Source organism: Bacillus sp. mrc49 (genome assembly GCF_002803435.1).
On sequence record NZ_PHNG01000800.1, the window covers coordinates 83905 to 108853 of the forward strand.

The 24949-nt window shown below is 44.3% G+C and carries 27 protein-coding genes and 1 riboswitch; of the genes, 15 read left to right on the forward strand and 12 right to left on the reverse strand.

Annotated elements, in window-relative coordinates:
- The first annotated feature begins 101 nt into the window (after positions 1-101).
- A complete protein-coding gene (locus tag CVN76_RS26715; RefSeq protein ID WP_061143153.1) occupies positions 102-545 on the forward strand; it encodes an Lrp/AsnC family transcriptional regulator in 444 nt (147 codons plus the stop codon).
- An 83-nt stretch (positions 546-628) separates the two neighbouring features.
- On the opposite strand, the gene CVN76_RS26720 is transcribed toward CVN76_RS26715, so the two are convergent.
- Positions 629-1027, reverse strand: a complete 399-nt coding sequence (locus CVN76_RS26720; protein WP_100533727.1) for an alkylhydroperoxidase — start codon at positions 1025-1027, stop codon at positions 629-631.
- 118 nt (positions 1028-1145) lie between these two features.
- Here CVN76_RS26720 and CVN76_RS26725 point away from each other — a divergent pair, with 118 nt between their 5' ends.
- From CVN76_RS26725 to CVN76_RS26755, 7 genes are all read left to right on the forward strand, one after another.
- Positions 1146-1574, forward strand: a complete 429-nt coding sequence (locus CVN76_RS26725) for an Lrp/AsnC family transcriptional regulator (RefSeq protein WP_100533728.1) — start codon at positions 1146-1148, stop codon at positions 1572-1574.
- Between the two features lie 88 nt (positions 1575-1662).
- Positions 1663-2226 (forward strand): RNA polymerase sigma factor SigY, encoded by a 564-nt coding sequence (gene sigY, locus CVN76_RS26730; protein WP_100534203.1) that lies wholly within the window; start codon positions 1663-1665, stop codon positions 2224-2226.
- Positions 2183-2527, forward strand: coding sequence for a YxlC family protein (locus CVN76_RS26735; protein ID WP_100533729.1), 345 nt, complete (start codon positions 2183-2185; stop codon positions 2525-2527). Before sigY ends, CVN76_RS26735 begins: the two co-directional genes overlap by 44 nt.
- Entirely contained in the window at positions 2520-2738 is a 219-nt protein-coding gene (locus tag CVN76_RS26740) for a hypothetical protein (RefSeq protein ID WP_061143149.1), read from the forward strand. The genes CVN76_RS26735 and CVN76_RS26740 overlap by 8 nt, the downstream gene beginning before the upstream one ends.
- Complete coding sequence (locus tag CVN76_RS26745) at positions 2719-3033, forward strand: YbjQ family protein (RefSeq protein ID WP_100533730.1); 315 nt, start codon at positions 2719-2721, stop codon at positions 3031-3033. Before CVN76_RS26740 ends, CVN76_RS26745 begins: the two co-directional genes overlap by 20 nt.
- A gap of 110 nt (positions 3034-3143) precedes the next feature.
- A complete protein-coding gene (locus CVN76_RS26750) occupies positions 3144-3686 on the forward strand; it encodes a glutathione peroxidase (RefSeq protein WP_100533731.1) in 543 nt (180 codons plus the stop codon).
- 676 nt (positions 3687-4362) lie between these two features.
- Positions 4363-5295: a catalase family peroxidase gene (locus CVN76_RS26755; protein ID WP_100533732.1), complete on the forward strand. Its 933-nt coding sequence runs from the start codon at positions 4363-4365 to the stop codon at positions 5293-5295.
- Between the two features lie 50 nt (positions 5296-5345).
- Here the strand turns inward: CVN76_RS26755 and CVN76_RS26760 are convergent, their stop codons facing one another.
- Together CVN76_RS26760 and CVN76_RS26765 are read right to left on the reverse strand one after the other, a co-directional pair.
- Entirely contained in the window at positions 5346-7016 is a 1671-nt protein-coding gene (locus CVN76_RS26760) for an ABC1 kinase family protein (protein ID WP_100533733.1), read from the reverse strand.
- Positions 7017-7037: 21 nt separating this feature from the next.
- The gene (locus CVN76_RS26765; protein WP_100533734.1) at positions 7038-7334 is read right to left on the reverse strand and encodes a phasin family protein; all 297 of its coding nucleotides are present in this window, start codon (positions 7332-7334) and stop codon (positions 7038-7040) included.
- Positions 7335-7542: 208 nt separating this feature from the next.
- Here CVN76_RS26765 and CVN76_RS26770 point away from each other — a divergent pair, with 208 nt between their 5' ends.
- A complete protein-coding gene (locus CVN76_RS26770) occupies positions 7543-8292 on the forward strand; it encodes an SDR family NAD(P)-dependent oxidoreductase (RefSeq protein ID WP_100533735.1) in 750 nt (249 codons plus the stop codon).
- A 2-nt stretch (positions 8293-8294) separates the two neighbouring features.
- Here CVN76_RS26770 and CVN76_RS26775 read toward each other — a convergent pair whose 3' ends face one another.
- Together CVN76_RS26775 and CVN76_RS26780 are read right to left on the reverse strand one after the other, a co-directional pair.
- Positions 8295-8576, reverse strand: a complete 282-nt coding sequence (locus tag CVN76_RS26775; RefSeq protein ID WP_232732486.1) for a hypothetical protein — start codon at positions 8574-8576, stop codon at positions 8295-8297.
- Positions 8577-8586: 10 nt separating this feature from the next.
- Complete coding sequence (locus CVN76_RS26780; protein ID WP_061143141.1) at positions 8587-9378, reverse strand: TIGR00266 family protein; 792 nt, start codon at positions 9376-9378, stop codon at positions 8587-8589.
- A 216-nt stretch (positions 9379-9594) separates the two neighbouring features.
- Between CVN76_RS26780 and CVN76_RS26785 the strand changes: the two genes are divergently transcribed.
- The gene (locus CVN76_RS26785) at positions 9595-10062 is read left to right on the forward strand and encodes a CBS domain-containing protein (protein WP_198512661.1); all 468 of its coding nucleotides are present in this window, start codon (positions 9595-9597) and stop codon (positions 10060-10062) included.
- A 49-nt stretch (positions 10063-10111) separates the two neighbouring features.
- On the opposite strand, the gene CVN76_RS26790 is transcribed toward CVN76_RS26785, so the two are convergent.
- The 4 genes from CVN76_RS26790 to CVN76_RS31290 all read right to left on the reverse strand — a co-directional run bounded on the left by CVN76_RS26790 (position 10112) and on the right by CVN76_RS31290 (position 14364).
- Positions 10112-12226, reverse strand: coding sequence for a peptidoglycan D,D-transpeptidase FtsI family protein (locus CVN76_RS26790; protein ID WP_100533738.1), 2115 nt, complete (start codon positions 12224-12226; stop codon positions 10112-10114).
- 317 nt (positions 12227-12543) lie between these two features.
- Positions 12544-12897, reverse strand: coding sequence for a hypothetical protein (locus tag CVN76_RS26795; RefSeq protein WP_100533739.1), 354 nt, complete (start codon positions 12895-12897; stop codon positions 12544-12546).
- A 77-nt stretch (positions 12898-12974) separates the two neighbouring features.
- Entirely contained in the window at positions 12975-14090 is a 1116-nt protein-coding gene (locus CVN76_RS26800; protein WP_100533740.1) for a DUF2515 family protein, read from the reverse strand.
- Positions 14091-14190: 100 nt separating this feature from the next.
- On the reverse strand, positions 14191-14364 hold the full coding sequence (locus CVN76_RS31290) for a hypothetical protein (protein ID WP_157805814.1): 174 nt from the start codon (positions 14362-14364) through the stop codon (positions 14191-14193).
- Between the two features lie 515 nt (positions 14365-14879).
- Here CVN76_RS31290 and CVN76_RS26805 point away from each other — a divergent pair.
- The 3 genes from CVN76_RS26805 (at position 14880) to CVN76_RS26815 (ending at position 19018) form a co-directional block, all read left to right on the forward strand.
- Positions 14880-16631: an ABC transporter ATP-binding protein gene (locus CVN76_RS26805; protein ID WP_100533741.1), complete on the forward strand. Its 1752-nt coding sequence runs from the start codon at positions 14880-14882 to the stop codon at positions 16629-16631.
- A complete protein-coding gene (locus tag CVN76_RS26810) occupies positions 16628-18646 on the forward strand; it encodes an ABC transporter ATP-binding protein (protein ID WP_100533742.1) in 2019 nt (672 codons plus the stop codon). Before CVN76_RS26805 ends, CVN76_RS26810 begins: the two co-directional genes overlap by 4 nt.
- A 123-nt stretch (positions 18647-18769) precedes the next feature.
- A complete protein-coding gene (locus tag CVN76_RS26815) occupies positions 18770-19018 on the forward strand; it encodes a type B 50S ribosomal protein L31 (protein WP_061143134.1) in 249 nt (82 codons plus the stop codon).
- A gap of 107 nt (positions 19019-19125) precedes the next feature.
- Here the strand turns inward: CVN76_RS26815 and metC are convergent, their stop codons facing one another.
- Together metC and CVN76_RS26825 are read right to left on the reverse strand one after the other, a co-directional pair.
- On the reverse strand, positions 19126-20307 hold the full coding sequence (gene metC, locus CVN76_RS26820) for a cystathionine beta-lyase (protein ID WP_100533743.1): 1182 nt from the start codon (positions 20305-20307) through the stop codon (positions 19126-19128).
- Positions 20304-21416, reverse strand: coding sequence for a methionine biosynthesis PLP-dependent protein (locus CVN76_RS26825; protein ID WP_100534204.1), 1113 nt, complete (start codon positions 21414-21416; stop codon positions 20304-20306). The genes metC and CVN76_RS26825 overlap by 4 nt, the downstream gene beginning before the upstream one ends.
- Before the next feature lie 85 nt (positions 21417-21501).
- Positions 21502-21614: riboswitch (SAM riboswitch) on the reverse strand.
- A gap of 323 nt (positions 21615-21937) precedes the next feature.
- Between CVN76_RS26825 and fumC the strand changes: the two genes are divergently transcribed.
- Both fumC and CVN76_RS26835 read left to right on the forward strand, forming a co-directional pair.
- Entirely contained in the window at positions 21938-23320 is a 1383-nt protein-coding gene (gene fumC, locus CVN76_RS26830) for a class II fumarate hydratase (protein ID WP_061143132.1), read from the forward strand.
- Positions 23321-23429: 109 nt separating this feature from the next.
- Positions 23430-23672 carry a hypothetical protein gene (locus CVN76_RS26835; protein WP_100533744.1) on the forward strand — a complete coding sequence of 81 codons (243 nt, stop codon included), beginning with the start codon at positions 23430-23432 and terminating at the stop codon, positions 23670-23672.
- 65 nt (positions 23673-23737) lie between these two features.
- Here CVN76_RS26835 and CVN76_RS26840 read toward each other — a convergent pair whose 3' ends face one another.
- Positions 23738-24883, reverse strand: a complete 1146-nt coding sequence (locus tag CVN76_RS26840) for an ABC transporter ATP-binding protein (protein WP_061143130.1) — start codon at positions 24881-24883, stop codon at positions 23738-23740.
- Between the last annotated feature and the right edge of the window lie 66 nt (positions 24884-24949).

Genomic DNA, 24949 nt, shown 5'->3' on the forward strand with positions numbered 1-24949 from the left:
TGTCAAAATTACATACAAAAAAGAACGTATTTACAGCTTTCCATCCACCATATTAAAGAAATATAGCCTTATAATCCTTCATTATGAAAGGCGGTCGTTTCATGGATGAAATAGATGTCAGTTTACTGGAGCTTTTACAAATGAATGGACGGATGACGATTAGTGAACTATCAAAGAAATTGGCCTTAAGTCGACCAAGCATTTCTGAACGCATGTATCGCCTCCAGGAAAAGGGAATCATCGAGGGTTTCAGTGCAAGGGTTTCACCGACCGCAATCGGAAGAGCGGTGCTCGTTTTCATTCAAGTGAGTGAACTTAAGGTTTCCGTTTCCGATTTCGAGCAATTAGTGATAAATGATTTGGATATTATCGAATGCCATCGGGTAACGGGGACAGTGGGGTATTTTCTTAAGGCGGCTTTAGCTGATATGGACAGCATGAGATTACTTATCGATCGATTGATACCCTATGGGCACCTGAATACTTCCATAGTCTTGACATCCCCTGTACCTTCGCGTTCCATCCTTCCAAAAGTCAGTGAATGATAAGGTCGCCAGCCGTGATGCAGCACTTGGCGTAAGAAAGACGTCAAAAAGGAACAGTGCAGGTCCACTGTTCCTTTTTGGTGTCACTTCAAATCCATCAGTGCCCCGAAATATTGCTGGGACGTAGTAAAACAAATGAAGGCCAATAGTTCCGAAATTTCTTCATCCGTAAGCGCTTCTTTCAATACGTGGAAAAATGGTTCCCCCGTTTTTTCACGCTGGTTTAGGAATACTTCTGCAAACCCAATCGCATAGCTTTCTTTTACTTCGCTTGGCTTTAGTGGAGTACCTTTTGCCTGACAATAAGAACAGCCGTTGCCCAAGGCCAGGACCCTCCTGACATTTTCCTTTAATTCCTTCGATAGTTTCCCATCTGCAGACACACTCTCTGAAAGGTCTGACCATTTTTGCAAAATCTCTTCGGAATGAAATAACCGCTGAAAGGGACTGGACCCAAGCTCCGAATTTTTTATTCTTGTCATGTTCATCTCCCCTTTGAGATAATCTTAATATGAAAAACAAGCATTTTTAATTGCGTTCGCAAAGTATTTATATTAAATGTTTATTGAACGTAAGGAAAAGAAGGGGAATGTTATTCGAATGAAAATTGATGAAAAAGATAGGGATATTCTTGCTGAATTAACGTTGAATAACCGGGTCTCAATGAGGGAATTGGCAAAGAAGGTAGGTCTCTCCGCTCCCACCGTTACCGAGCGAGTCCGACAAATGGAGTCGTTCGGCATCATCAAGGGATACGTTGCCGAAATTGACCACAAAAAAATCGGTTTTCCGATTGAGTGTATCGTGGAAGCAACGATAAAAAATGGGGAATATGAAAAATTCAAAATGTATATTTCCAAGCTGCCAAATGTTGATTTTTGCTATCGAATTGCCGGGCAAGCTTGCTTTATGCTCAAAATTCGCAGTGAGAGTCTGGAAAAAGTGGAGGAATTCATCAATCAAACCATTCCTTTTGCGGCAACGGTGACACATGTCATCCTTTCAGAAGTTGAGCGGAAGCATGAATGATAGATTTTTTTCATCGCTTGTGAACGAATCCTTCCTTTCAAACGTCAAATAATATAAAGGATGGGAAATGAGAGTGGGTGATCAAGGGATGGATGAAAAAAATCTGGTTAAAGCGGCAAAAAAAGGGGATGACGGGGCTTTGTCGGAATTGTTTCAAGGTTCCTATCCTTTCCTGCTTAAATATTTATTGAAATTGACCTTTAACCTGCAAAATGCAGAGGATTTGGCTCAGGAGACCTATTCAAAGGCCATCGAGAATCTTTCAAGGTTCAAGGGGACTTCCAAATTTTCCACTTGGTTGATTTCCATAGCAACACGTCTGTATTTGGATCAACAGCGCAAGAGGAAACGCGAATTCAACTGGATGAAACAAGAGCAGTCAGTACGCAAGCTGAAATGGGAGGCGCAAAGCAATAACCAAGTATGGGATGATGTGATGGAGGCGTTAGGACAGTTGAACGATGGTTTACGGGTGCCGGTCATATTGAAACATTACTATGGTTTTTCTTACGAAGAAATAGCGGCGATAATCAGCATTCCGGAAGGGACGGTAAAATCCCGTGTCCATAAAGGCATCAAAGCCATAAGAAAGGAGCTGGCGAAGATTGATGAAGGATCAGTCAGGATATCCAAAACGCTTAGCCAAGAATGATCATGATGTAGTCGACCAATTGAATAAGAGCCTGGAGAATTTTGATGAGGCGATTTCTTTTGAGGTTCCTCATCCGTCGCATTTTGAAGAGAAAATTAAAATCTTGCGTGCAGAGACCAAAAAAAGGCGGCTGCGAGAACTGCTTGTCTTTACAATAACCGCTGCAGTCATCCTATCTTTCCTGTTTTTGGCGCTGTACCTTCAGCCGGTAATGTTCCTAATGCTCCAGGTGCTGACCGTGGTGTTCATTTGTTTCTATACGGTACATGTGAAAAGGAAGGTGAAGGTGAGTCATGAGTAATCTTGAGATATTTGCCTTGATGGTCTGTGGGCTGATCTTACTGACCCAAAGCATTTTTCTATTCATCGATGCCAGGAAAAATGGCTTCAACCAATGGATGTGGGGGATTCTTGGGCTGATTCAAGCACCGTTCCCGATCATTTTTTATATGATCGTTAAGAAAATCAGAAAAAAGGAAGAGGATGAACTATATGATTATCGTGACTACTAATACTGTTCCTGGTAAAGAAATCAAAGATCTAAAGGGGCTTGTTAAGGGAAATTGTGTTCAATCCAAACATATCGGAAAAGATATCCTTGCTGGATTAAGAACCATTGTCGGTGGCGAAATCAATGAGTATACCGAAATGATGAAAGAGGCGAGGCAAAAAGCAATTGGCAGGATGGTGGAAGAAGCGAAGGAAAAAGGGGCGAATGCCATAGTTGCCATGCGTTTGGAAACTTCAGCTATCATGCAGAACACTTGTGAAATCATCGCCTATGGCACTGCCGTTCATGTGGAATGACATGAAATGATCAAAACAGGGTCATAAGTCTTGGTTCATTGAGCATATTCCTTTTTTTCGCTAATTATTTACCGTATAATTCCTGAGCAAGACATAAGGAGGAATGAAGCGTGGGCATATATGATTTTTCAGCAGAGCGGATCAATGGCAAGGAAGTTTCTTTGGAACAATATAAAGGACAGGTTCTCATTGTAGTCAATACGGCAAGTGAATGTGGTTTCACTCCGCAATATGAAGATCTTCAAAAGCTTTATGATCGATATAAAGATAAAGGCCTCAATATTTTAGGCTTTCCATGCAATCAGTTCGGTGGTCAAGAGCCTGGGCAAAATGAAGAAGTAGAGACGTTTTGCCAATTGAATTATGGCGTTAGCTTTCCACTATTCAATAAAGTCGATGTAAGAGGAAGCCAGGCACACCCTTTATTTCAATATTTAACCGATCAAGCCCCATTTAATGGGCTTGATAATAAACCTGGCGGGAAAATGCTGCAGGCAATGCTGCAAACGGAACATCCGGAATTCTTGATAGATGATTCAATTAAGTGGAACTTCACTAAATTTTTGATCGATCGTGATGGTAATGTCGTGAAGCGCTTTGAATCAATCGAAGCACCTTTTGAAATGGAACGGGATATTGAAACGCTTTTATAGACCTTGGTATGTAACTGAATCTGGATTTTATACGACGACAAGCTAAAGATAAACTAGAAATACCCGGTACATGTCAGGCACAAAACCAACATGTACGGGGTATTTTTTTAGGCTGGAAATTGTCCGTTCCATTGCACTTTGCATGAAGACTAAACTTGAATCCCGAGTGCCCACTGACTTGGTGTATTGGACATCGACGTTGCATTTCACTGCAGTTGCTCGCTTTCCGCGGGCGGATGCGGTCCCCTTGGGGCCTTGCGCCTGTTGAGATTGTTCCTTACTCATGAGTTTAGCTGCTTTACTCGCGAATCGAGTGCTCGACTCGTTTTTTAGCTGTTTTCTATCCAACCCAAAGGATAATTCGACCTGTGCGTGAATAAATCAACCAACCCAAAGGATAATTCGACCTGTGCGTGAATAAATCGACCAACCCAAAGGATAATTCGACCTGTGCGTGAATAAATCGACCAATCCAAAGGATAATATCCCGTGACGCGCAATTCCAGCAGAAGTCTCGCGCCTTGCGTTGCATTACACTTTGCGTGAAAACATATTCCGGAAGTTGATTTTTGGAAATACTCCGTGAAAATCATTTTGAATGCAAGTTTTCCTTGAATATGCTTATGAATTAATGGGTACAGGTAATAATGAATTTAAAAAGATGGGGTGACATGTAATGGAGGGAAACGAAAGCTTAAAATCTGAACTAGCCAGTGAAGCGGTGGATGCGATTGAAAAAGTGGTGGGTACATATCCAGGCTACCGTCGGGCACATGCGAGGGGATATGTGTATAAGGGGGTTTTTACCCCGAACGGAAAAGCATCGCCGTTAACGGTGGCTGCCCATCTTCAGGATGAAGCCGTGCCTGCGGTCATTCGGTTTTCGAATAGCTCACCGGTCCCGACCCATCCTGATGCCGATTCACCTGTAAAGGGCATGGCCGTCAAGTTTCAATTGCCAGGTGGAGAGGAAACTGACCTCATTGCGGTGACCATTCCGCTCTTTTTAGCGAAAACACCTGAAGCTTTCGTCGAGATTGCTCACTTCATCAAATCTGCAAAAGACGGTTTTCCCAATCTGAAAGAATTGGGGGGGATTTTGTTGAAATACCCGGAGAGCAAGGCAGGCCTGCAAATGCTTAAGGAAATGCGTTCTCCGGCAAGTTTCGCAACGTGTCAATATTACTCGATACATGCTTTCTACTTCATGAACGCGGAAGGAAGGCGTCAGGCCATCAAGTATGAATGGGTGCCGGATTCCGGACTCAGCATGCTGGAGAAAAAGGAGGCAGCCGAGCACCCTGCAGATTATTTGAAAGAAGAAATGGAAGAAAGGCTTAAGCAGGGACCAGTAGGATTTAAATTGAACATTCAAATTGGAGGGGAAAATGACCCAGCTGACGATCCGACCATCGCTTGGTCGGAAGGCACACAGGTAATCACGGTCGGGCATTTAATGATTACTGATAAGGTGGACACGACTGCAGATCATTTGCTGTTCGATCCAACCAATATCCCTGCAGGAATTGAGTGTTCGAATGATCCGATCCTGCATTTTCGCCATCGCGCTTATGCCGTTTCGTATGAGCGGCGAACACATGGTCAATGAATGGAAAAAGCAAAACCCAAAATCAAGGGTTTTGCTCTTTTTTTGTACGATTACATTTTCCCCGATCTGAAAATGGTGTAAAGCATGAGCAAAAACATCAAGGTGGCAACGACAAATCCAATTTCGATCACCGGGATTTTCCAGAGTAGCAGCGTTTCCCCGCCTATCGCCGAGCCGATGATAAGACCGACCATGATGATGCTGAAGGCAAGCAGGATAATACTGAAGGAAAGGCGGTTCGAGATTTGATCAAGCTTATGTAAAAAAACCTGAAGCTCGGGAATGTTGATATCCAAGCGTAATTTCCCTTTTTTGATGATGCCCGTTACTTCCTTGATATCCTTCGGAAGTTCAGCCATCGCCTCAGCCGACTCGATGAATTGGTTCCACGTATTCCTTGCGATGTTCTTTGGATTGTAGCGTTCCTTGAAAAGCCTTTGTCCAAAAGGTTCGGCTGCTTTCATGATGCTGAAGTGCGGATCCAGCTCCTCGACTATGGCCTCCATCGTAAGCAAAGCCTTGCCGAGCATGGTGAAATCAGGGGGGATTTGGATATGATGCCGATTGGCGACGGTGAATAGATCATGGACCGCTCCGCCTAAGCTGATTTGACTTAATGGGATATCGTAATATTTATTTCGCAGTTCATCGATATCCGCCCTCAATGAAGCCATATCGGTTTCGTCCGTCAGAAGTCCCATGTCGGCAAGCGTTTTGATCAATCCATTGGTGCTTCCTCGTTTCAGATTGATGACAAGCGAGGCAAACTGATACTTCATATCGTCCTCCAATCGTCCCACCATTCCAAAATCCATTAGTGTGACGACATTCCCTGGCAAAATGATGATATTGCCAGGGTGGGGATCGCCGTGGTAAAAGCCATCGATCAAAATTTGCTGAAGCAGTGAATTCGCTAATCTTTCAGCGATTATCCGTCGATCATACCCTTCCTCATCAAGCTGTTTATAGTGATTGATCTTAATTCCCTGGATGAAATCCATCGTCAGGATTCTTTTCGTCGAATACTCCCAATGAATTTTTGGTATCTTCAGACCCTGATCATGATTGAATTGCTTGGCTATTCTCTCTCCATTGCGGCCCTCTGCATTATAATCGAGTTCTGCGCGAAGTGATTTAGCGAATTCATCAATCATTTTCCTGATTTGGTAGCGTCTTGCCCAGGAAAAGCGCGCTTCCATCAGTCTTGCCAGATCATCGAGAATTTCCAAATCCGTTTCCACAGTCGGCATGATATCGGGACGCTGGACCTTAATCGCTACGACTTCCTGTGAAGGAAGCCGTGCAGCGTGGACCTGTCCGATTGATGCGGTCGCGAGCGGTTTTTCTTGGAATTCGAGAAAAAGGTTTTCCAAAGAGTCGCCCAACTCTGCTTCAACTATTTTGCGGACCTTATCAAACGGAAAGGGGGCGACCTGGTCCTGCAGCCTTTCCAGTTCGCGGACGATTTCTTCCGGAACGAAATCACGCCTTGTGCTTGCTATCTGTCCCAGTTTAATGAAAGTGGGACCAAGGCTTTGCAATATCGTTTGCAGCCGCTCGCCGATCGAGCGGAGGTTCAGGTTTTCATCGGGCTGGAGGTTGGCTGCCGCCTTGCTTTCCGATAACCCGAGGCGATAGACGAAATATCCAAAGCCATTCTTCAAAAAGGCATTAATGATTTCTTGGTAACGATGTGCGTGTTTCAGTCGTTTGCCAAACATTCAAGTACCTCCAGGTCATGATTATGTGTTTTGGTTTTGTTGCTCTAAAATGGCAATGCGTCGCTCCAATTCCCGAACTTCTTCCTTCGTTGCCAAGTTCAGCCCGTTGAGTGCTTGATTGACTTTAAGCTTGACGGATTCATCCAGTTGCTTTTGCGCTTGTTCCCCTTTTTCCACCCATTGCTTAATCAGAACCTTGGAGTCCTCTTTACTGATATCTCCTTTTTTCACAAGCGAGTCCACCGCTTTTTCAATTTGTTCCTTCGTAGCGGCGGCAGCTCCCAAACCTAAAGAGAACACATTTTTTAATAAGTCCATTTTTCATCCCTCCATCAATTGTTTACATTGCGGGTCACCTTCACCCTGATTTCTTCTTGTTGTTCCTTTTATCATACATCATTGAAGGCCGCTACAAAAATATAATGGGTCCTCCTGATTGTGATGACCACGGATGCTCGTGTTTGAAGTGAAGGGGATTGGATATTATGATAGGGAAAAGTAAGCTTGGGAAAGGAAGGATGATATGATGGGCTTTTCAAATAAAACAGTGATCGTCACAGGAGCTTCAAATGGAATAGGGAGGGGCGTGGCAATGGGATATGCACAAAGCGGTGCATCGGTCGTTTTGGCGGATATGGACGAGCAGGAGGGCCTTCGGTATGCAAAGGAGCTCAAGGCTAGCGGGCATGAAGCTATGTTCGTTAAAACGGATGTTCGGACTGAGGCAGATATCCTTCATTTGATGGATGTGACGCTAAAAACCTATAAGACCATAGATATATTAATCAATAATGCCGGAAAGGCTTTATTCAAGCCTGTTTATGAACTGTCGCTTGAGGAATGGGACGATATGATGAATACGAATTTACGCAGTGTTTTCCTTTGCTCCAGGGAAGCGGCTAAAGCGATGCGGGAAAATGAAACGGGCGGGGCGATCATCAATTTAGCTTCAACGAGAGCCATCATGTCAGAGCCTGATTCTGAATCTTATGCTGCCACGAAAGGAGGGATCGTTTCTCTGACCCATGCACTTGCCGCCTCTTTAAGCAACGAGAAAATTACCGTTAATTCGATTTCTCCCGGATGGATTGAAACGGGCGATTATGGTGCACTTAGGCAGAAGGATCATCAACAGCATTTTTCCAATCGGGTCGGCAAACCCGAAGATATAGCAAGGGCCTGTCTTTATTTGACGGCAGCTGAAAATGATTTCGTTACTGGGGTTAATCTTATCGTCGATGGAGGGATGACCAGAAAGATGATGTACGAAGAGTGAGTTCATTTTCTCCGATAGAGATATTGCAGTTCAGTTCCAAGCTCCCTGTTGAGCAGACGTTCCATTTCTTCGAGCTCTTCAATGCCGATTGGGGCATCGGCCGCGGTCCAGTGAATCGTGTAAACAAAATAGTAATCTCTTATCTTTCGAAAAATGACGGGAGAGTTCGGGAATCGATCAAAAGTTGCCTTGATATTATATCGTCGCATGTAGGACCATTTAACAAGCTGCATAGAGAACCATCCTTTATGGAATCGATCGATGGCTGCCTTGATGGCAGCCATCGATCGGACCTTATTTATCGTTGAATAAATTGAATAAACCCTTAGCTACACTGCCTTCTTCAGAAGATCCCCCGTTTTGCGGTGCTGCTGCAAAGACGCGGCTTGCAAGGCGGCTGAAAGGCAATGATTGCACCCAGACGGTTCCAGGTCCTTTCAATGTGGCGAAGAATAACCCTTCGCCCCCGAATAAAGCGGTCTTCACGCCTTTTACGAATTCGATATTATAATCTACCCCGCCAGTCATGGCGACTAAACACCCCGTATCGACCCGGAGGATCTCACCTGGAGCCAATTCTTTTTTATGGATCGTGCCGCCAGCATGGACGAAGGTCATTCCGTCACCTTCGAGCTTTTGCATGATGAAGCCTTCGCCGCCAAAAAAGCCCGTTCCTATTTTTCTCTGAAACTCGATTCCAATCGATACTCCCTTGGCTGCCGCCAGAAAGGCATCCTTTTGGCAAATGACTTTACCGCCGAGCTCGCTTAAGTCCAATGGAATGATTTTTCCCGGGTAAGGTGAGGCGAAGGAGGCATGCCGTTTATCTCGCCCTTCATTCGTGAACGCTGTCATGAACAGGCTCTCCCCGGTAAGAAGCCTTTTGCCCGCACCAAATAATTTGCCCATCATTCCGCCGTCACTATTTCGTGACCCATCACCAAAAATGGTTTCCATCTTGATTTGATCTTCCATCATCATCAAGCTTCCAGCCTCGGCCACCACCGTTTCCTGTGGATCCAATTCCACCTCGACAAATTGCATGTCATCACCATATATTTTAAAATCGATTTCATGATTATTCATTTGCCATTCCTCCCATCATTCTTGTTTCATTGTAAAAGATAATCTTGCAACCTGCCAATATTTTTCAAGCAGCCTGACTCTTTTCTGTTATCGGGGAGATATTAAGGCTGCAAAAAGGCAGTTCAGTTCGCCAGGGTTTTTAAATAGAATAAGTTAGGGTATTAATAGAAAGAAGAGATGGATATAGGAACAAACTTTAAAAAAGGGGTGTTTTTCATGTTAGTGAAGGATTTCATGATCCGGGAAGTCTACGTTGCCCGTCCTGATTATACTTTAAAGGAAATCTTGCGAACCTTGATCGAAAATAAAGTGGGCGGGGTACCGGTCGTCGATGAACACGATAAGCTATTGGGAATGGTGACGGATGGGGATATCCTTCGTTATCTGACACCTGCAGAAGAAGCCATCAAGGGATATTTCACATATATCACAGTCATTCCAGGTGAGGAACTGGATGAAAAGGTGCGATCCAAAATGAACGATAAAGCCTCACAAATCATAAGAAATAAAAGGATCACAAAGCTGTCTCCGGAAGATCCTTTAGATGAAATGATAAAGGTGCTTTCCAAGCATCATTTCAAGAAAATCCCGGTCGTCGACAAAGATGATAAAGTCGTCGGCATCATCAGCAGGGGAGATGCACTGCGGGCCCTATATAAGGAATTCGTTCACAAGCTGGAATAGGGCAATTTGCATGAAAAGGCCTGCTCGAAATCGAGCAGGCCCAGGTGAATTATTGAGTGTCTTCCGCTTTCTTGTCTGAATCGGACTTACCTTTTGCTCGATCTTCCTTTAATTTAAAGTAGGCGTCCATTACTTGCTCTCCGATCCGTTTGTTGATATCGTCAGCTGGCTTGCCTTGATATACCCATGGCACGACGACAGAGAATGCCACTTCCGGATTATTGTTAGGTGCGTACCCTGCAAGCGTCAGATTGATGGTCGGGACGGGAGCACTATATTGACTCCTCCGCGGTCCGTCGTAAAAGGCTTCGGCTGTTCCCGTTTTCGCTGCAGCCCGGTAGGATTTTCCGCCAAAATACTTATACGCCGTCCCGCCTGGCTCCTGGGCAACCTGCCGGAAACCTTCCTGGACACGCTGAATCCAAACATCCTTACCGCCTAATTCGTTCAGCACTTTCGGGCTCATCGATTTAAAAACGCTGCCCAACTGATTGTGTTCGTCGGAAGGATTCCGGATTTCCCTGACCATCCGCGGCTCCAGCCTTTTCCCGCCATTTGCAATCGTCGATGCGTACTGTGCCAACTGCATCGGCGTATACGTATCATACTGCCCAATCGATAAATCCAGCAGCAATCCGTCCGTTGACATATCGACTCCTTTAAACCCGACCGATTCATTCGGCAGGTCGATGCCGGTACGGACACCCAATCCGAATTGGGCATAATGGTTGCGCATGATCGCATAAGCTTCCCTGTTGATCCCGAGCGGCCGATTGGGAATATAATGGCCCCCGGCAATTTTGATCGCCGTCATGAACATATAGACATTCGACGATTTCTTTAACGCGGAGACATCCGTTACATACCCTAAATCACTATAAGAGCCTTTCGGTTTAGCCCCTGCTAAATGGAGTTTTCTGTCAAAAAAAGCAGACCCAGGTGAAATGGCTCCCGTCTGGTAGCCCGTGTATACCGTGGCCCCTTTAACGGATGATCCTATCGTATAGGAGGTCGTAATGTTCCCAAGGGCGAAATCGTTCATTTCAGTCAAGCCTGTTTTACTGTTAGGTCCATATTGCCGGCCGGCCATCGTGAGCACCTCGCCTGTGTTCGGGTCCATCAAGACGACGAAGGCGCGATCCAAAAGGTAGGTATTCCCCCTGGCCTTCGCCCGCCTTAATTGGCTTTCGATGATTTTTTCGACCTTTTGCTGCAGTTCCATATCAATGGACAAGATCAAGTCTTTTCCGCTTTGCCCTTCCGTGAGGGTATTCGTTTTGACGACTTCCCCTTTGCTCATCACATTTTCAACCCGCGTCTTATGACCACGCAGAACATCTTCATATTGCTTTTCAATATAACTTTTACCGACCCTATCATTTCTGGTGTAATCGCGTGCCAGGTAATAGTCGATATTCTCACTCGGAATTCCTTCTTCGGAAGAAGAGACTTTGCCAAGGACCGAGCGAAGGGTTTCGTCATACTTATAGGTCCTTTCCCAGTCCGTCGTGACGTCCACGCCCGGCATTTCATCCAAATGCTCACTAACCCTCGCGAATTCTTTTGTGGAGACATCTTTGTTCTTCACGATCGACGGTGTGAGGGCATAGCCGCTATTGAATTCCCGGAATATGGCTATCACTTCCAATTCATCCTTGGTGAATTCCTTGATATTCTCCTCGGTGACACGCTCCATCTGGAGCTTGTATAAATTCTTTTGCTCTAATTTCTTTTCGGTTACCTTCCGTCTTTCGGACTTGGTGATCAACGCCTCGGCTTCTTTCGGATGCTTTAAGATCCAAAAATCCTTTTTATCCGGAATCGTTACCTTTTTCGTATCTTTTTCGATCAAGGTAGCAAGAATCTCCGCCGTCTTCACCATATCGGCGGTTTTTGTATTTGGGTATTTCGTATAGGTAATGGCATTGCGCGGCTCATTATCGACGACCGGATTGAAGTTGCGGTCATACATCTTCCCACGTGGAACAGGGGTATTGGCCACATCGTTTTCCGTCCGGTCGACTTCGCGAAGGTAATCATCTCCATATACGATTTGGACGATGCCAAGCCGGATTATTAAGCTTGAAAATAAAATGAATATTAAAAAGAACATGAAGTTCAATCGGAAAGGAATTGGGGTTTTTTTCTTCTTTTCTTTAGCCATCAGTAACATTCCTTTCTAGTAAAAGTAAAAAATAAGAAAATTCCTATCTCCAATGATATATAAAATTAACTTATTTTTCTATGCTTTATCCGTAATTTTATCTATATTTCCAAAAGATTGTTATATAGTTATAAAATTACTCGTAATCTTATGATTGGGAAAATTACTATAATTGTAATGTTTGGAGATGTGGAAAGATTCTGATGGATTCGATAAGCACGGCAGACACTTGAAGGGGGAATGTCCATGGCTTGCTCATGCGTAAAAAGGGGGCTTTTGTAGGTGAAATGAATGATCCGCGCCAACGGATCCCAAAACTAATTGGCTTCATATTTCTTGCCGGGCGTCTGAGTGGTAACGGGGATGATCTCTTTGAAATATCCGGATAACGCGAGCCATTTTTCAGGGTAGATATAGATGAACCGCTCCAACGTTTCCATGGAGTGCATTATCAGGCAATCGATTTGATCGATTTTTTTATTCTGTAAATTGTATAGCAGTTCATGTGGGATCGTGTAATGGAGATTGAGCTGATAAGGATTTAGTATGACCGGGGAAATATTGTTTTCTTCCATATACTTGTTCGTCACGATCTGTTGGATTGTAAAGCTATCCTTCATATGTAATTCACCGATCGAATAGTTCGGATTCAATAGTACGATGCCTCTCATTTGCTTCACCCATTCTTTTTGCTATCCATTCTTGCCAAATGGAGGATGGGATATTCAGAATAAGAGGCTTCGTCCTGCTAGAATAGACTTTTCAGTTCGTTGATGGCTTTGAGATGTTTAACATTTTCAAGCACTTTTTTGGTCAAATCCACCTTTTTAATTAGCGGGGAGTCTTGTAAATGCCCGATGAAGCTTTCATTTGTATACCAATCGATCGGTGGGGGAGGAAAGAAAGGATGATCTGCCCATGCATCTAGAAGGGAAGGGCTATAGACTTTGTCATTATTTGCAAATGGATCGGAGGTATAAATGCTTTCCCAGTAATCCATCCTTGAGCCAGTGTGTGGAACCGCGTTCGTGAACTCTCCAACGCCATGAAAAACATCAGGGTGCTCAAAAAGGAGCTCATACAGGAATTTTCCCGTTTCAATTCGCCGTTTTGGATCGGCAAAGCGTTCAACGGTAAGGCCGGTTAAGGAACGGATTCCGTCTTGCTTATTTACGAAAGGGAAGATTACGTTCGTGAAGCCTAAAAATTCCTGCAGCTGAAAATCAAGCCTTAGGAGGATTTCACCATGACGGGTACGTTTCAACACCCGTTCTTGAATCATGCTTTGCTCATTGATGATAAGGGCTGTCGTCAAAAGGGGCGAATGGGGTTCTTGGATGAAAGATTCCCAAATCGGGGCCATGAATCTTGATATATGGAAAATGGGGAAATACTTTCTTAAGCGAAGTTCCTTATGTTTAGAATGTTCATATAAAAGGAGCTGAGGAAAGGCATCGGTAAAAATGGCTGAATTGGCGCGCTCCAGGAAAAGGAAGAATTTCCGCCGTTCTTCTTGGCTGAGCAGTTGGGTCATGGACGAGCTTTTCAGGTCGGTCATATGGTATCCGCCATTCCTCGAAACCATATGTGCCAAAAGGGCCCAATGAACCTCGGGGTTACGGCGGTAATAGGCAAGATAAGCATGCGTTCTCGTCATATTATTACGGTTCAAGGCTGCCGTTTCGGTTCGGATCCTTTTTACAAGAGCGGTTTCCTCGGGGAAAAATGCCTTAGACTCCTCGTCAGGCTGAAATAGCTCTTTTCGTAATTGAGTTTTTAGCAGGACGAATCTTTCAGAATCGATGAGAGGCTTGGTCTTGACAGGGGATGTGCCTAACAGCTTTTGTGCAAGTTGGGAAAACATGCGATCACCACTCGTGTTTTTCAGCCATTATATGCAGAGAGGTCAAGAAAGGGGCTTTGCATTTGCAACGCCCTTCAGATTGATTGATGAAAATTTTCCTTCATCTTTTATTTTTCTTCTTCTTTTCCCTGCTCAATAAAATATAATAAACTATCCAGAAAAGTAACACGGGGATAAAAGATAACGGCCTATATTGGACCGGTACGGCAAACAAGATGAAAATGGATAGAAATAAAAACGGTACCGCCAAGAGTATATATTTTCTCCAATCCATATGCTTAAACCTCCTTACGTTATGTCATTCTTATAAGAATAAAGGATAATACCGCAATAATCTAGAAAAGTCACAATTGACAAAAATATACTCCCGTAGTAATCTTTAAACACAAGTTGAAAATTACCATTATTTATGGAAAAGGAGGCGAACGTCATGACTAAATCAGTTAAGCAAATAAAAACTTCAATTGAATATTTTCATACGTCCGCCTGCCTTGATCAAATGCCTTTCTAGGCAAAGCTCAAAATGAAGCCCATTGATCATTCCAAAGCGCAGGTTGTGGATTTTTCGCGGCCTGCGCCTTTATATGTGTTCTTACGCATCTAAAAAAGCTTCCGCTAAAAAGCGGAGGCTTTTTGGCATTGGGGAATTAAGGAGCATAAGCATCCTTTCCATTTAATAGATAGGGGGAAGCACGATGAGACAAAATACTTTGGGAGTCATGCAGCAGCCAGGAGATCCGGAAAGCGGTTAGCGACGAAAAAGGTTTTGAACACAAGGGAGGGGAATCCATGTTTGCAATTTTTAAGAAGCTGTCCTGGTTCTTTAAAGAACAATGGCAGCGCTATACCTGGGCCATTTTATTTTTGTGCCTGGTGAATATTTTGGAGGTTATCCCGCCAAAGCTCGTCGGGAACGCCATCGATGATATGAACAACGGCGACATGACGCAAGGGGTAATCATGAAATACGTGATTTATTTGCTGTTGGTGCTGTGCGGCAGCTACCTGTTTGGGTACTTATGGAGTTATCTGTTATTCGGCGGCGGGAACTTGGTAGAACGAAAACTAAGGTCTGGGTTCATGGGCCATTTACTGAAAATGACGCCGACTTTTTATGAGAAAAACCGGACAGGGGATTTAATGGCCAGGGCTACGAATGATTTAAAGGCAATATCGCTTACAGCTGGTTTTGGAATTTTGACCCTTGTTGACTCGGTGCTTTTCACCATAACGGTCGTCGTCATGATGGGCGCCACCATCAGTTGGGAATTGACGATTGCGGCGGTGCTCCCGCTGCCGATCATGGCAGTGATGATGCAAATTTACGTGAAGAAAATATATAAGCGCTTTACCGATGCACAGGCAGCCTTTGGTACGTTGAATGACAAGGTTTTGGAATCGATTTCTGGTGTCCGCGTCATCCGGGCTTATGTCCAGGAGCGGCAGGATGAAAAGAGATTCGATGAAATGACCGAGGATGTCTATCGTAAAAACCTTGCCGTGGCAAGGATCGACGCCCTATTCGATCCGACGATTTCAATCATCATCGGCATCAGCTATTTAATCGGTTTGGGATATGGAGCCTATCTTGTTTTCCAGCAGTCCATAACCCTTGGCGGGCTTGTATCGTTCAATGTGTACCTTGGCATGTTGATCTGGCCGATGATCGCAGTGGGTGAACTGATCAATGTCATGCAACGGGGAAATGCCTCGCTTGACCGTGTTCAAGATACGCTTTCATATGAAAGGGATGTGGCAAATCCATTGGGGCGGGAGAGTATTCCGAACCCGGAAGATATTCATTTTCAAAAAGTGTCTTTTACATATCCATCTTCGTCGGTCATGAATCTAGCCAATATTTCCGTGCAACTTGAACGTGGGCAAACGTTAGGGATCGTTGGAAAAACAGGAAGTGGAAAAACGACTTTCGTGAAGCAATTGCTCAGGGAATATCCTCTAGGTAAAGGTGAAATCGCTTTTGCCGGCATACCGTTGGAGAAATTGGATCTTGAAGAAATCCGCAAGTGGATCGGCTATGTCCCACAGGACCATTTTTTATTCTCAAGGTCTGTGCGGGAAAATATCTTATTCGGAAAGATGGATGCAACTGAAGACGAACTGGCTGAAGCAATCAGGCTTGCCGACTTTGAGAAGGACTTGATGATGCTTCCCGATCGGCTTGAGACACTTGTTGGTGAAAAGGGGGTTGCTCTTTCTGGAGGCCAAAAGCAGAGGATATCTATTGCCAGGGCTTTGATTAAGAATCCGGAGATCCTTATCTTGGATGATTCGTTATCTGCCGTGGATGCAAAAACGGAAACGACGATCATCGAAAACATTCAAAAAGAACGGGCAGGGAAAACGACCATCATCACGACGCATCGTTTATCAGCCGTCCAGCACGCCGACGTGATCATCGTTTTGGATAGCGGGGAAATCATCGAAGAAGGTACCCACGAAAATTTACTGCAACAAAATGGATGGTATAGGGAGCAATACGAGCGGCAGCAGGTTGACGAAGGAACGGAGGTGAGGGCATGAAGGTCGTGAAAAAACTATTTCATTATGCAGCCCTTTATAAAAAATTGATCATTTGTGCATTGATCATGCTGGCACTTTCTGTAGCGGCAGATTTAACGGGTCCGTTTGTCGCAAAGAAAATCATCGATTCACATATACTCGGCATCGAAACGTCGTGGTATGAAACGGAAAAAGGAAAAGATGCTGTTAAGTATGATGATAAATGGTATAAACGTGCAGATTACTTTACTGAAGGTGAGAAAAAAGGCAGGGAGGTTCACGTTTTCCAGGTGGGTAATCAATTTGTCTTCGTAAATGAAGCAGTACCTATGGATGGGCGCAGGACCTTGGAAGGCCAAACATTAATCATTAACAAAGACGGGAAGGAGCACCAAGCTCAGATAGAGAGATTGAAGAGCCAGGAAGTGATGGGATTTTACCAGCCTGAAATCCCACGCATCATTAAGCTAGTCGCTTTTTATTTTGGGCTTGTCATCCTTTCATCGATTTTTCAATATGGGCAAAGCTTTTATTTACAGAAAGCCGCAAACCGGATCATTCAACGAATGCGAAACGATATTTTTACGCATATTTCCCGTTTGCCAATCAGGTATTTCGATAATATGCCAGCGGGGAAAGTGGTGGCCAGGGTAACGAATGATACCGAGGCGATCAGGGAATTGTATGTCACGGTGCTCGCCAGTTTCTTTTCGAGTACGATCAACATCATTGGCGTTCTCATCGCTTTGTTCATCCTGGATGCACGTGCAGGGGCGATGGGCCTTTTACTTATACCGATCATCGTTATCTGGACGAAGGTATACCGTAAATTCGCTTCGAAATATAATCATATCATCCGGGAGCGGATTAGTGATATCAATGGGATGATCAACGAATCCATTTCCGGAATGAGCATCATCCAGGCATTTGGACGTGAAAAGGAAACGAAGCAATCGTTTGAGGATTTGAACCGGGAGCATTATTCCTATCAAAATAAAATGTTGCATTTAAATTCATTGACGGGCGGGAATTTGATCGGAGTCATTAAGGTTTCGGCATTAATCGCATTCGTCTGGTATTTCGGTGGGATATCCATGACAGCGAGCTCGGCGATTTCCTTAGGGGTGATGTATGCGATTGTCGATTTGATCAGCCGGCTGCTCCATCCACTTCACGGAATCGTCAATCAATTCGCCAGCCTCGAACAGGCGCTCGTTGCAGGAGAACGGGCATTCAGCTTATTGGATGAGCAGGGTGTGGCTGTCCGTGATGAAAGCAGAGCCAGATACAAAGGAAATGTAGATTTCGAACACGTTTCTTTCGGTTATAAGGAAAATGAATATGTTTTAAAAGACATTACTTTTTCGGCTAAACAAGGGGAAACTGTTGCCTTGGTAGGCCACACAGGTTCAGGAAAAAGCTCGATCATGAATTTATTGTTCCGTTTTTATGACAGCAGTGAAGGGAAAATCAAAATAGATGGAAAGGATATTTTGGATATTCCTCATCAAACCCTTAGGGAGCATATGGGAATCGTCCTGCAAGATCCATATTTGTTCACGGGCACCATCGCTTCCAATATCAGCCTCGATCATGATGGCATCACGAGGGAAATGGTCGAAAAGGCATTAAAGGATGTGGGCGGGGACAAAGTGCTGAAGCATCTCCCTTTAGGACTGGATGAACCGGTTATCGAAAAAGGCGGAACACTGTCTTCCGGACAGCGTCAGCTAATCTCCTTCGCCAGAGCCCTTGCATTCAATCCAGCGATTTTAATTTTGGATGAGGCAACGGCAAGCATCGATACCGAAACAGAGGCCATTATCCAGCAGGGGATGGAAGTGCTGAAAAAAGGCAGAACGACCTTCATCATTGCCCATAGACTTTCCACGATCAAAAATGCCGATCAAATCCTCGTCCTCGATAAAGGGCGGATTGCCGAGAAGGGGACACACGAGGAGCTAATGGGATTGCAAGGGAAGTATTATCAAATGTATGAACTGCAGGTTGGTCCGCATAAAGGGATGGCAGGATGAAGTAATCATTAACGAATTTGGAAATAATAATGAGTGTGCCAATTTGGTACACTCAAGCATATCACTTGATAATAGTAATCATTACGTTTAAGATATAGTTATCCTAACAATGAGGTGATAATAGTGAAACAAAATATTCATCCTGATTATCAACAAGTAGTATTTATGGATACGAACAGCGGATATAAATTTTTGACGGGTTCAACGAAAAAGTCGAACGAAACAATCGAGTGGGAAGACGGTCAAACGTATCCATTATTAAAAGTGGAGATAAGCTCAGATACGCATCCTTTTTATACAGGAAAGCAAAAGTTCGCTGAAAAAGGCGGAAGAGTGGATCGCTTTCTTGAAAAATATAATATGAAGAAATGATAGCAGGACCATCGAGCGATCGATGGTCCTTATCTATTGTTATGGAATGAAATAAAGGGTGCCCCATAGAAATATGAAATATGGGGCAGCGACCTTTTCTCATTTCATCATTTTGCAGCTAGAACTTCCCCTTTGGCGATATTTATTAGTGCAGCATCGAAGTCCTTGATTAGATCATCCGGATTTTCAAGTCCCACGGAGAGACGTAGCAGGCTGTTGGTGATGCCCCGTTTATCCCTTTCATCTGCAGGCATCGCAGCATGTGACATTTTAGCGGGATAGGATAATATCGATTCCACCGCGCCTAGGCTTACGGCAAAGACAGGGAGTTCAACGGTGTTCACGAACGAACGGAAAATTTCCTCGCTTGCCAATTCAAAGGAAAGGACCGCTCCCGCCCCAAGCGATTGACTCTTCTGGATGGCATGCTGGGGATGATCCGCAAGTCCAGGATAATAAACCTTTTTCACCAAGTGATGTTTCTTCAAGTAGGCGGCAATTTTTTCAGCCCCTTTTTGGGAGTGATCCATTCTTACGGACAAGGTTTTCAGCCCCCTCATCACAAGCCAGGCGTCCTGAACACCAAGAACGGCCCCGAAGGAGTTTTGGAGGGCACCGAGCCTTTGCGCCAATATAGGGTCTTTTACCACTGCAAGCCCAGCTACTACATCACTATGCCCGGACAAGAACTTCGTAGCACTATGAAGGACAACATCAGCGCCAAGTGTTAAAGGCTTTTGCAGTGCTGGCGTCAAGAATGTATTATCGACAAAGCTTAAGGCACCAATTTTTTTGGCGATATCACATACGGCGGAAATATCGGTCACTTTCAGCAATGGATTTGAAGGCGTTTCGATGTAAATGGCCCTCGTATTTGGCTTAACGGCCGCTTCGATGCTTTCGAGGTCCGTCATATCAACGAAAGTATGTTCAATTTTGAAACGGGTCAGGACTGTGGTGACCATCCTGAACGTTCCCCCGTACACATCTTCGGAAATGATGATATGGTCCCCGGCAGATAACAGCAGAAAAGCTGTTGAAATGGCCGCCATACCTGAGGAAAAGGCGAAGCCATGTGTGCCTTCTTCAAGTTCGGCAATGATTTCTTCCAACGCTTCGCGAGTCGGATTCCCGCTTCGGCTGTAATCATATTTGCCGAATTGATCGATATCGGATTGATGGAAAGTGGAGGCGTGCTGAATCGGAACGCTCACACCGCCAGTCGTTGCATCGAATTTATGTTGATTATGAAGCAATTTGGTTTCAAAGCTAAAATCATGATCTGTCATCGAAGTGCCTCCCTTTTTACATGCGCGAATGCTTGCTGCAAGTCGGAAATCAAATCTCCGCTGTCTTCGATGCCTACGGAAAAGCGGAGAAGGCGATTACAAACCCCGTTCGCCGTCCTGACCTCAAGAGGTATATCGGCATGTGTTTGTGTGGCCGGGTACGTGATGAAGCTTTCAACACCGCCAAGGCTTTCTGCAAACGAAATCAGTGAGAGCGATTGTAAAAATGGGTTGACAGCGTCTTCATCGATGATCCGGAAAGAAATCATGCCGCCTCTTCCGGGATACAATACGTCCGTTACACAATCATGCTCCGACAAGTAATCAACAAGTATCTTCGCATTCTTTTCATGGCGTTCCATCCGAAGTGCAAGAGTTTTCATTCCGCGCATCAACAACCATGAATCAAAGGGGCTCAACACAGCTCCTGTGCCATTATGATGGAAGGCTAGTGATTCGCATAATTCCGCGCCGCTAGCCACGATCAGTCCGGCGAGTACATCGTTATGGCCGCCGAGATACTTGGTTGCGCTGTGAATCACGATATCGGCGCCAAGTAGGATGGGCTTTTGAATGAGAGGCGTGTAAAAAGTATTATCAACGATCAGCAATACATTGAATCGTTTGGCCAATGCGGCAATGGCGCCAATATCCGTTTGCTGCATAAGGGGATTAGTGGGAGTTTCGATGAAGATGGCTTTCGTGTGAGGAGTGATGGCATTCTCGATATCCTCCAAACAACATGTGTTTACATAGTCACACTTCAATCCCCATTTCTTAAAGCCTTGTTCCAAGAGACGATATGTACCGCCATAAAGGTCTTCGCTGACAATCCAAGCATCACCCGATTTGAAAAGCGCCAGTATCGTAGAAATGGCGGCCATCCCCGAGCTGCAGGCATAACCTTGATCGCCTTTTTCGAGATCGGCGATCGAACGTTCCAATAGTTGGCGTGTGGGATTACCTGTCCTTGTATAATCGAAGCCAGTCGATTGGCCAATCCCTTCGTGACGAAAGGCTGTCGAGAAATAGACGGGAGGATTGACCGTTCCTGTCGCCGTTTCACTGCGATTTCCTAATTGAGCAAGATATGTTTCAGTTTTGTACATAATTTTCACTGCTCCTTTGCGTAATAAAAATAAAAAAAAGTCTTCTTTAAGAAGAAGACTTTGATTAAATGGTGACGAGTCATTCTTCTTATCTTCCAAGTTCAAAAACTTGTGGAATTAGCACCTTTTCATTCGTTGGAACAAATGAAGGTTGCTGAGGTGTCATCGGGCCATTCCCTCTACCTCTCTCGATAAGAGTTTAGATTATTCAATTTCTTTTGAATTTACTATATATACAAAATACTGTCAAGGAGAATTTGGTAAGGGATTGCATGGATGTACCTATTGAAACCCAGCGTGGCAACGTTTTACGTTAATAAAAAAAACTGGAAATGTAGGCGAAGTAGCCTTCAAGTGAAACCTGAATGATCCCTTTAGAAAAAAGAACAGGCTTGACCGGTTTTTTTTGCTTTAAAATAATAATGTTTGTACAATGGATGGAGAGAAAGAATATTACGACATTATTCATTTATTAATACATAAGATCTTCGATGAATAGTGCAACCATAGGAGGAGAACACATGGAATACAGAATCGAACGAGATACGATGGGTGAAGTGAAAGTGCCTGCTGATAAATATTGGGGAGCACAGACCGAGAGAAGCCGGAACAATTTCAAAATCGGTAACGAAAGAATGCCGATTGAATTGGTGCGTGCGTTTGCATACGTTAAGCAGGCTGCAGCGAAGGTGAACTATGATCTTGGTGATTTATCGGAAGTGAAAAAGAATGCCATCGTCAAGATATGCGGTGAAATCCTCGAAGGTACGCTTGATGAACATTTTCCGCTTGTTGTCTGGCAAACGGGGAGCGGCACGCAAAGTAATATGAACGTGAATGAAGTGGTCGCTAACAAAGGAAATGAATGGTTAAAAGAAATAGGGGAATCTGTTGCCCTTCATCCGAATGATGACGTTAACAAAGCCCAAAGCTCCAATGATACATTCCCTACTGCCATGCATATTGCAGCCTTCATGGAAGTTGCTGAAAAGCTGGTCCCTGCGATCAAAGTACTAAGAGATACATTTGATGCAAAAGAAAAAGAATTTTGGGATGTCGTGAAAATTGGCCGTACACATCTTCAAGATGCAACACCGTTAACTTTAGGACAAGAAATATCCGGTTGGAAAGCGATGCTTGATAAAGACCTGGAGATGATTGAGGAAAGCAGCCAAAAATTATTGAACCTAGCGCTGGGCGGAACGGCTGTTGGAACCGGAATCAATACAAAAAAAGAATTCCCTGGACTTTCCGCAAAACAAATCGCTGCGGATACAGGACATCCATTTGTCACATCGGATAATAAGTTCCATGCCCTGACAAGCCATAATGAAATCGTGTATGCCCATGGCGCACTGAAAGCATTGGCAGCGGATTTAATGAAAATTGCCAACGATGTCAGATGGCTGGCAAGCGGCCCTAGAAGCGGAATTGGTGAAATTGCCATCCCGGAAAATGAACCAGGAAGCTCCATCATGCCAGGGAAGGTCAATCCAACCCAAAGTGAAGCGCTTACCATGATTGCAACACAAATAGTTGGTAACGATGCCACGATTGGTTTTGCAGCCAGCCAAGGAAACTTCGAATTGAACGTATTCAAACCGGTCATCATCTACAACTTCCTGCAAACGGTTAAATTATTGACGGACGGCATTCATTCCTTCAACGATAACTGTGCAGTCGGCATCACTGCCAATGAAGATAAAATCAAAGAAAATGTAGACCGTTCGCTGATGCTTGTAACGGCGTTGAACCCGCACATAGGTTATGAAAAAGCGGCCAAAATTGCCAAAACTGCATTCAAGGACAACTCAACTCTTAAAGAAGCGGCGTTAAAATTGGAATTCCTGACGGAAGATGAATTCAATGCATGGGTCGACCCAGCTAACATGGTCAATAAATAATAGCAGAAGAATGCCCTCCCACTGTTTCTTTTGGGAGGGTGTTTCAATGTGTTAAAATCATCCTATCAACAAATACTAAGGATCAAAGGCTGGAAATGGAGGAAAAACAATGTCTTTATGCCCGCTTTGCAACGGTCTGAGAAAAATCCATGTGAATTGCCCCGAATGCGGCAATGATCTTGACGATAAAGGGAAATTCATGGATTACGCTGATGAATACAGTGCTTATATGGATATCGATACACTTAAGCTAAATGACGGCTGCCCCCAATCCTTACAAAAAGGCCAATGCCCACACCTTATGAAATGCCCTGAATGCGGACATGATGAAGTGGTATTGGTTCAGGAATAGGAGAGTCCTTGAATCCCGGCTAAACATAAAAAAATACCCGTTCATGAACGGGTATTTTTTTATGTTTAGTTAGCAGACAATTTCAAACCTTCCTGCATCTGTTCGTCCTCTTCGACAAAAATGCGGTGTTCGCTGCCTTTATCGAAAAAGTGGGCTTTATTCATATCGAGGGCAAGCTCGATTTTTTCGCCTGCATGAATGATATTTTTGGCATCTACCCGTGCAACGAAGTCCTGTCCTTCAAGCGTGGAGTAAAGCATGATTTCCGCCCCCATGAGTTCTGCCACATCGATGTGGGTTTTGAATAGGGCATTCGGGGAATCCGTGAAGTATTCACCTTCATTATGGAAATCCTCCGGCCTGATGCCAAGGATGATATCTTTTCCGACATAGCCTTGATCACGCAGCATTCTCATTTTCGCTGCAGGTATCTCAAACGTTTGCTCACCCATTTTGATGAAGCCTTCTTTTAATGTCCCGTTGAAGAAGTTCATGGCAGGTGATCCAATAAAGCCTCCGACGAAAACGTTGATCGGTTTCTCATATACGTCTTTTGGGGCACCGACCTGTTGGATGATCCCGTCCTTCATGACGACAAGCCTTGTCGCCATCGTCATCGCTTCCGTTTGGTCATGTGTGACATATATCGTCGTTGTGTCAAGGCGTTTATGTAGCTTGGCTATTTCCGCGCGCATTTGGACCCGGAGTTTTGCGTCAAGATTGGATAATGGCTCATCCATCAAGAAAACTTTTGCGTCCCTTACTATTGCACGGCCAAGTGCCACACGTTGGCGCTGCCCGCCTGAAAGCGCTTTAGGTTTTCTGTTTAGATATTCTTCAAGACCAAGGATCCTTGCCGCTTCAGTGACCCTTTGCTTAATTTCCGCTTTTGGCGTTTTCCTGAGTTTTAATCCGAATGCCATATTGTCATAGACGGACATATGGGGATATAAAGCGTAGTTTTGGAAAACCATAGCGATATCACGATCTTTTGGCGGTACATCATTGACTCGTTTGCCGTCGATATATAAATCACCCTGTGAGATGTCCTCAAGGCCGGCAATCATCCGTAGAGTCGTCGATTTCCCGCAGCCGGAAGGTCCTACAAACACAATGAATTCCTTATCGGCCACATGAAGGTTAAAATCCTTAACAGCCGTCACCTTTTTATCATAAATCTTGAAAATATGATCCAATACTAGCTCTGCCATGAAAAAATCCCCCTTTTAAACTACTGATTACTTGTACCAATTAACTATAGTCTAAGCTATCAGTAT